Source organism: Pelomicrobium sp. G1, from assembly GCF_051905455.1.
Taxonomy (GTDB): Bacteria; Pseudomonadota; Gammaproteobacteria; order Burkholderiales; family UBA6910; genus Pelomicrobium.
In genome coordinates this window covers 1-248 of record NZ_JBQACR010000480.1, presented here as the reverse complement: position 1 = coordinate 248, position 248 = coordinate 1, and the positions used below count along the sequence as shown (strand labels likewise).

Genomic DNA, 248 nt, shown 5'->3' with positions numbered 1-248 from the left:
AACTCCCCCGCCGTGAGGGGCAGCTCCGCCTCACCGGCGTGGCTTTCCGCCGCCCGGGCGTAGAGGTAGGCGGCGAACTCCAACTGCACCGCCATGTGGTCGGAGAGATCGCGGAAGTGCTCGCTGCGCTCGACGCCGCAGCGGCGATAGCAATTCTCCATGGCCCGCACGTTCTCGCCCATGAGCGCCCCGTCCAGGTAGATGCCGGCGTTGATGGGCACCGGCGCGGGCGGGGTGAGGAACAAGGC

At 69.8% G+C, this 248-nt stretch carries 1 protein-coding gene; it reads right to left on the bottom strand.

What is annotated here, in order from left to right; translation table 11 throughout:
* A partial coding sequence (locus ACTFO6_RS19305; RefSeq protein WP_439935935.1) for a molecular chaperone TorD family protein occupies nucleotides 1–248 on the bottom strand: 248 nt, incomplete at both ends.